The organism is Catenulispora pinistramenti, assembly GCF_018274385.1.
GTDB classification, from domain to species: Bacteria; Actinomycetota; Actinomycetes; order Streptomycetales; family Catenulisporaceae; genus Catenulispora; species Catenulispora pinistramenti.
Genome location: NZ_JAAFYZ010000336.1, coordinates 1 through 7,669 on the forward strand (window position 1 = coordinate 1; position 7,669 = coordinate 7,669).

6 protein-coding genes are annotated in these 7,669 nt (G+C 69.9%); all 6 read right to left on the bottom strand.

Annotation, left to right across the window (positions count from 1 at the left end; genetic code table 11):
* Entirely contained in the window at nt 1-1,086 is a 1,086-nt protein-coding gene (locus KGQ19_RS45905) for an ABC transporter ATP-binding protein (RefSeq protein WP_212021463.1), read from the bottom strand.
* A gap of 214 nt (nt 1,087-1,300) precedes the next feature.
* Nucleotides 1,301-2,482, bottom strand: a complete 1,182-nt coding sequence (locus tag KGQ19_RS45910) for a thiolase family protein (protein WP_212021465.1) — start codon at nt 2,480-2,482, stop codon at nt 1,301-1,303.
* A 2-nt stretch (nt 2,483-2,484) separates the two neighbouring features.
* Entirely contained in the window at nt 2,485-3,450 is a 966-nt protein-coding gene (locus tag KGQ19_RS45915; protein WP_212021467.1) for a thiolase family protein, read from the bottom strand.
* On the bottom strand, nt 3,450-4,448 hold the full coding sequence (locus KGQ19_RS45920) for a Zn-ribbon domain-containing OB-fold protein (protein WP_307856716.1): 999 nt from the start codon (nt 4,446-4,448) through the stop codon (nt 3,450-3,452). Before KGQ19_RS45920 ends, KGQ19_RS45915 begins: the two co-directional genes overlap by 1 nt.
* 68 nt (nt 4,449-4,516) lie before the next feature.
* Nucleotides 4,517-6,085, bottom strand: coding sequence for an acyl-CoA synthetase (locus KGQ19_RS45925; RefSeq protein ID WP_212021471.1), 1,569 nt, complete (start codon nt 6,083-6,085; stop codon nt 4,517-4,519).
* Nucleotides 6,086-6,314: 229 nt separating this feature from the next.
* A partial coding sequence (locus KGQ19_RS45930) for a hypothetical protein (protein WP_212021473.1) occupies nt 6,315-7,669 on the bottom strand: 1,355 nt, incomplete at its 5' end.

The following is a 7,669-nucleotide window of genomic DNA, read 5'->3' on the forward strand; positions in this document are numbered from 1 at the left end:
CTACCGCCCCACCCGCAGCCCAGTCTCCCCATCGAAAACATGTATCTCCCGAGGATCCGGCACCACCCCCACCTGCGCCCCCACTCGAGGCGCCGCGTTCTCCTCGCACCGCACGATCACCGTGCGGCGCCCGCGCCCGACGCTGATCTCGCAGTGCGCGTAGGCCGTGTGCCCGAGGCGTTCCACCAGGCTCACCGTGGTGTAGAGGCCGTTGCCGGGGGCTGCGAAGGTCGCGTGTTCCGGTCTGAAGCCGACCAGCACTGATGGGGACGTCAGCGGGTACGCCACCTCCACCGGGACCTCGTACACGCCCGCCTCGCCGATGAGGGCCCAGCCGTGCTTGTACATGCCGGGGACCAGGTTCATCGCTGGGGAGCCGACGAAGCCTGCCACGAACTCGTTCACCGGGTGGTCGTAGAGTCTGCGCGGGGTGTCGACCTGCTGCAGGACGCCGCGGTTCATGATCGCGATGCGGTCTCCCATCGCCATCGCCTCGACCTGGTCGTGCGTGACGTACAGGGTCGTGATACCGCTCTTGCGCTGCATCTCGGCGATCTTCGCGCGGGCGGTGGTCCGCAGCTTGGCGTCCAGCGCGCCCAGGGGCTCGTCCATCAGGAACACGCGCGGTTCGCGGACCATCGCGCGCCCGATGGCCACGCGCTGTTGCTCGCCGCCGGACAGGGTCTTGGGCAAGCGGTCCAGGCGGTCCGACAAGTTCAGCTCTGATGCGACGCGGCGTACCCGGCGCGAGACGGCCGAGGCGGGGGCGCCGGCGAGTTCCATGCGGAAGCCGAGGTTGCGGGCCACCGACATGTGCGGGAAGAGGGCGTAGCTCTGGAACACCATGGCCAGGTCGCGCTCGCCGGGCGGGGTGCCTTCGAGGTCCTGGCCGTCGACGAGGACCTGGCCGGTCTGGATGTCCTCCAGGCCGGCGAGCATGCGCAGGGCTGTGGTCTTGCCGCAGCCGGAGGGGCCCAGCAGGACCAGGAACTCGCCGTCCGCCACGGAGAGCGTCAGGTTGTCAACCGCCTTGCGTCTGCCTTCCGGGTATGTGCAACTCGCTTGAAGGAATTCGACTGTCGCCACGTCGTCCACCGCACTTCACAGCCCAGGTGACCGGCCTCGGTCCGCCCCGCCGTGCCGGTGTTGAACGCGGACGTTACGCCGAGCTGAACGGCGTCGCAATACCCTCCCTATATCGCGGTGCGTTTCCGCGCCGGACATGACGCCAAGTGCGGCTTATGACCGCGGTGGAAATGTGGAATTCTCATCCCGGGACGCGGAAGAAGCAGAGAACGATCTATGGCTTGCGCGCCCCCACCGCCCACATCGCAAAGAATTGAGATCCGCCGCCATAAGCGTGCCCCAGGGCCAGCCGCGAGCCGTCGACGGCGGCAGCCACCTGATGCTCCCCGGCCTGGCCCCGGACCTGCTGCGCGGCCTCGGCGAAGCGGATCATCCCGGAGGCCCCGATCGGATTCGAGGAGAGCACGCCGCCGGAGGGGTTCCACGGGATGTCCCCGTCGAACGCGGTCGCGCCGGCCTCGGTCAGCTTCCAGCCCGACCCCTTCTCCGCGAACCCCAAGTTCTCCAGCCACATCGGCTCGTACCAGGAGAACGGCACGTACACCTCCGCCGCGGCGAACTGGCGCCGGGGCTCGGTGACGCCGGCCTGCCGGTAGACGTCGGCCGCGCAGTCGCGCCCGGCCCGCGGGTCCACGCTGTCCCGCCCGGCCATCCCCATCGGCTCCGAGCGCATCGCCGCACCGTGCACCCAGGCCGGAGGCCGCCCGGTGGCCGCGCCGGCCGCCTCGGCGGCCTGCTCGGAGGCCAGCACCATCGCCACCGCACCGTCCGAAGAAGGACAAGTCTCCAGATAGCGAATCGGATCCCACAACATCATCGATTCCTCGACCATCGCGAGGTCGATGTTCGGGATCTTCAAATGCGCGTACGGATTACGCAAGGCATTGATTCTGTCCTTGACCGCGACCATCATCCCGATATTGGCCGGAGCACCGGAACGCCGTATATAGGCCCGGATATATGGCGCGAAATACCCGCCGGCGCCGACGACCAGCGAGGCCGAGAACGGCGAGTGCGTGGACAGCGCCCACGTCGCGTTCGACTCCGACTGCTTCTCGAACGCCACCACCAGCACCCGCTCGTGCAGCCCGGCCTGCACCTGCGAGGCCCCGACCAGCGCGGTCGAGCCGCCGACCGAGCCGGCGGTGTGCACGCGCATCATCGGCTTGCCGACCGCGCCGAGCGCGTCGGCCAGGTAGAGCTCGGGTGTGGCGACGCCCTCGAACATGTCCGGGGCCTTGCCCACCACCACCGAGTCGATGTCGGCGAAGGTCAGCCCGGCGTCGGCGAGCGCCTCCAGCGCGGCTTCCCGCACCATCCCGGCGAGCGACACGTCGGCCCGCTTGGTCCGGTACTTGGTCTGCCCGACGCCGATCACGGCGCACCGGTTGCCCATGGTCAGCGCTCCCCTTCGGATGCGAGGTCTGATGCGGTATCAGCTGCGAGGACGCAGACGAGGTTGTGCTGAAGGCACGGTCCGGAAGCGGCGTGGGCGACGGCGCGCTGGGCGCTGCCGTCGTGGATCCGCGCGGCGGCCTCGCCGATCCGGATCAGACCGGTCGCCATGATCGGATCCGCCTTGCGCGGACCGCCGGAGGCGTTCACCACGGTCTTCTCGTCCAAACCCAGCTCGCGACGCAGCAGCATCTCTTCGTGTTCGAAGCGGGTGTGCAGCTCGGCGAAGTCAACGACGCCGGGACGCACCCCGGCCCGCGCCGCCGCCTGCCGCGTCGACGGGCTCCGCGTCAGATCCCGGGACCCGACCGCGTGCGGCTCGATCCGGTGGTCGAGCCCGGTGATCCACGCGGGCCGGGAACACACCCGGCGCGCCACGTCCCCGGCGGCGAGGATCACCGCCGCGGCACCGTCCGTGGCCGGTGGCGGTGTGGGATCCGGATCGACGTCGAACCCGGCGTCCTTCAGCGCCCGCGCCTGAAGCCCGGCCATCGCGATGTGCCCCGGCACCAGCGGCGCCAGGTAGTAGGGGTCGTAGGACAGCGAGCTGATCCCGACCTGGTCGCCGACCGTCCCCTTGCCGAACCCGTACACCAGCGCCGCGTCGATGTCGCCGTGCTGCATCCGCACCCACGCCTCGTACAGCGCCCAGGCGCCGTCCTGCTCCACGTGGCTCTCGGCGATCGGCGGCCACGCGCCGATGGTGTCCAGCGCCGCGACGAACGAGAACGGCGTGCCGACCAGGTAGTCGTTGGACCCCGAGCAGGTGAAGCCGATCTCGGAGCGGTCCATGCCGGTGACCGACAGCACCTCGTTCACCAGCGGCATCACCAGATCCGCCTCGGTCCAGCCGAGGTCGGAGAAGCTGTGCTCGCTCTGCGCGAACGCGACGACCGCGACGTCCCTCATCACACGTACTCCTCGAACTGCTCGAACGGGATGTCGGGTTCGCCGGTCGGGGCGAACCACTTCAGGTTCTTCACCGACCGCGTCCGCTCGGCGTCCGGCACCCACACCCCCCGCACCCGCATCCCGATCCGCACCTCCTGCCACGGCACGTCGGAAACCAGGGCGAGCATCGCGACGTCGGCGCCGTCCAGCAGCACGTAGCCGCTGATGAACGGCACCTCCGGCGCGCCGGCGGCCGGGACGTTGTTGACCGCGAACGTGGTCAGCACGCCGGTGTCCGGCAGGTCCACCCACTCGGTGGCCGGCACGCCGTCACCCGGGCACGCACCGCGCGGCGGCACGAAGACCTTGCCGCACTTCGCACAGCGCGTGCCGCGGATCTGCCCGACGGCCATGCCGTCGATGAAGTGGTTCCAGACCGTCCCGCCTCGGAGCCGGTACTCCAGCCGGTGCGGCAGCGTGACCATGGAGACGGGTTCGAGCTCTGCTTCCCCGTCCGACGCGGGACCGTCCACCGGGGTCGGAACCCCCGCCGGGGCCAGCGCCGGCACCTCGGCCGGCCCCTCCCCCGGCGCGAAGCACGCGATGTCCTTGACCGCCCCGGTGCGCTCGGCCCGCCACGTCGGATGCACCCGCATCCCGGTCGCCATCGCCGCCTTCGAACCGCTGTCCACCGCGTGCAGCAGCGCGGTGTCGGCGCCGTCGGGCCGGATCAGGGCCCAGGCGAAGGGCCGGTCCAGCGGGTGGTCCGGGCGCGGATCGTCGACCCAGGTCCAGGTGGTCACGGTCCCGGCCGGGCCGACCTGCACCCAGTCCTCGTCGGCGGCGCCCAGCGCGGCCGCGGTCTGCGGGTCGTACTCGGTCGGCGGGACCAGGACCCTGCCGTCCGGCATCCGCACGCCGAACAGCCGCCCGGAGCGCAGACCGGTCAGGAACCGGCCGATCACCGGGCCGGTGGAGCGGGTGTAGCCGCCGGGGAACTCCAGGACGTGCACCACGCGCGCATCAGAGGTCTGAGGGGTTTCAGGGGGCAGAGAAGCCTGAGTCGTCATCTCGATCCCGGGCCTCAGATCGCGCTCTGGTGGCCGGCCCAGTACGGGTCGCGCAGCCGCCGTTTGAACAGCTTCCCGTTGGGCTCGCGCGGGAGCTGGTCGGTGAAGTCCAGCGTCTTGGGCCACTTCAACCGGGCCAACCGGCCGTCCAGCGAGCCGATGATCTCCGCGGCGAGCGCGTCGGAGCGCTCGTAGCCCTCGTTCAGCTCGACCACGGCCTTGATCTGCTCGCCCCAGTCCTCGTCCGGGATGCCGAACACCGCGACGTCGCCGACCGCCGGATGCCGCAGCAGCTCGCCCTCGATCTCGGCCGGGTAGATGTTGACGCCGCCGGAGATGATCATGTCGATCTTGCGGTCGCAGAGGTAGAGGAAGCCGTCGTCGTCGAAGTAGCCGATGTCGCCGACGGTGAAGTAGCCGTTGCGCCGGTTGGCCTCGGTCTTCGCCTTGTCGCCCTTGTACTCGAATTCGCCGACGCCCATCTTCATGTAGACGGTGCCCGGCGTGCCGACCGCCACCTCCTCGCCGTCGTCGTCCAGCGCCACGACCTCGCTGATCGGCCAGGCCTTGCCGACGGTGCCGGGGTGCGCGACCCACTCCTCGGGGGTGGCGATGGTGCCGCCGCCCTCGGTCGCGGCGTAGTACTCGTAGACGACCGGGCCCCACCAGTCGAGCATGGCCCGCTTGACGTGCTGCGGGCACGGCGCGGCGGCGTGGATCGCGACCTTCATCGAGGAGACGTCGTAGCGCTGCTTCACTTCCTCCGGCAGGTGCAGCATGCGATGGAACTGGGTCGGGACCATGTGGGTGTGCGTCGCCTTGGTGCGCTGGATCATCTCCAGCGTGCCCTCCGGCGTCCACTTGTCCATCAGCGCCAGGGTGTGGCCCATCTGCAGCGCGGTGCCGCCGAACTGGGTGACCGCGGTGTGGTAGTTGGGCGAGGTGACCAGGTGCACGCCGCCGGCGCCGGGCTTGATGCCGAAGAAGCCGGGCAGCACCGTGCTCATCTCGGCCATCATGTCCGGGTCCTGACCGGACAGCGCGCGCCGCACGCCCTTGGGCTTGCCGGTGGTGCCGGAGGTGTAGTGCATCGCGGTGCCATAGCTGCGGTTCTCCGGCAGGTCGGTGCTGTGCCCGGCGCGGAACCGCGCCAGCGGCGTGAAGCCGGGGATGTCGCCGCCGACGCTGATCAGCGCCTCCTTCGGCAGCCCCTGCCCCTCCTTCTCCAGTTCCGCGACGGCGGCCAGGCCGAGGTCGGCGAAGCGCGCGTGACAGAAGAAGGCCTTGGCCTCGGCGTCGTGGATGATGTAGGCGATCTCGGGCCCGGCCAGGTGGAAGTTGATCGGCGTGTAGTACCAGGCGGCCTGCAACGCGGCGGCGTAGATCTCGACCATCTCCACCAGGTTGGGCATCAGCAGTGTGAGCCCGTCGCCGTCGGCCATGCCGAGGGCGCGCAGCGCGTGCACGGTCTGGTTGGCGCGCGCCAGGACGTCGCCGGCCCTGTGCTCGTCGCCGGCTTCCTCGATGACGGCGGTCCAGTCGGGGTCGGCTTGCGCGATCTTCCAGAAACCCAGCCCTGCCATGCGCGACTCCCGCCTACTCCATCTGATGGATCGTCAGTAGTGGAGTACAACACGGGCCCTGAGAGGCTGCAAGGGGTACACGGGGCAAAACTAGAACGGGTTCCTGTTTGTTGCGAACAGCTCGCCCCACCACTCGCCGAACGGCTCGCCGGCGACCGCGATGCGGTGCCGACGAGCCGTGTGAGGACCCGGATACAGAACCCGGATGTGGAACCCGGATGCGGAACCCTCAGTGGTGGGTCGCGCCACCGGAGTAGCGGGCGACCATGGACCGTCCGATGCCCGCGAGCCACTGCTGGTCAGCCGCCGAGCTCAGATCGAGCGGAGTCTTGGTGGTCCAGCTCTGGTCTCGGACGTGGTTGCTGTTGGACAGGTCAGTCCGCAGGATCGTGTCGCCGACGCGGACATAGACGCTGACGATCCCCAGATCCGGCACGGCCTGGGCGAACGCTTCGTCGCCGATCCCGGCGGGCAGCGGCGTGACCGTGTCCTTCGAGTAGTCGACCGGACCGTCCTTGCACCCGCCCTGGGCCGTCTCCCGGACCTTCGTCATGTCTTGCGCACCGGTACCGCGGGACAGGAAGTACTCGCCTTCGTACGCCGTGCCGGAGACGCCGTTCGGCAGCGGACCCCAATAGTGCGCGTCCGATCCGGTCTTCGACAAAGGCAGGTTCTCCGGGGCGTTGCAGCCGTTGACGGTTTGCAACATCCCGCTGGTGCCCTGGTCCGCCTGTCCGGTGTCGAAGGACCAACCCGTCCCCAAGTCGGCGGGCAGCAGCAGCTTTCCGTCCGGATCAGGAGGCGGGAGCGGGTTCCAGCCGGAGTGGATCGCCGGATCGGCCAGCGCCGAGGCCAGGGACTGCGCGGTCCACGGTGTCGGCTGGACCACCGTCGCCGGATCCGGCACCGTCCCCTGCCACGGTGTCTGGAAGTCCTGTGCGGCGAGGGAGAACAGCTCACCGTCGGCGAACTGCCGGACCGCCACGCTCGCCGTGCCCTGGCCGATCTTCGCCGAAGCACTGCCGATCGTGGAGCCGTCCGACAGGCGCGTCACCGCACACGACGACCACTGCGCCGGCAGCATGGATCCGGTCGTGGCCCCCGGCGCCGGGGTGATCTCGCCGAACGCGATGTTGCAGGGCGCGGCCAGCTGGTCGGTACTGAACCCGGTCATCGTCCCCATGGTGTGTGCCCACCCGCTGGAGGAAGACAACGTGAAGTCCAGCTCACCGGACTGGCGAAGGGTGTCGTCGGTCCAGACCGAGCTCATGACGATCGCGTTGGCCTGCTTGGCGTGCGCGCTGCCGGCGGCGACGATGCGCGGCTCATGCTCACCGCCGTGGGAGCCGACGAGGTGGGTGAGGGACGGGTCCACCTGCCCCAACACCGCTGCCAGGTCCACGGCCGCCGGTTCCGGGACATAGGAGTCGCCAGATTGGTCGACCGTACCGAGAGTCATGGCGTACTTGAAGATGTCCGACAACGGCCGGTTCCCCCAAGCACCGCCGGGTCCGGGCTGCGAACCGAGATCGGTGGTCCCGGCCCCCAGCCCCACCGCCACGGCCGCGGTCAGCGCCACCACCC

Coding starts and splice junctions, on each gene's coding strand:
- KGQ19_RS45915 (WP_212021467.1), bottom strand. CDS start 3,450: ATGAGGGACGTCGCGGTCGTCGCGTTCGCGCAGAGCGAGCACAGCTTC.
- KGQ19_RS45925 (WP_212021471.1), bottom strand. CDS start 6,085: ATGGCAGGGCTGGGTTTCTGGAAGATCGCGCAAGCCGACCCCGACTGG.
- KGQ19_RS45910 (WP_212021465.1), bottom strand. CDS start 2,482: ATGGGCAACCGGTGCGCCGTGATCGGCGTCGGGCAGACCAAGTACCGG.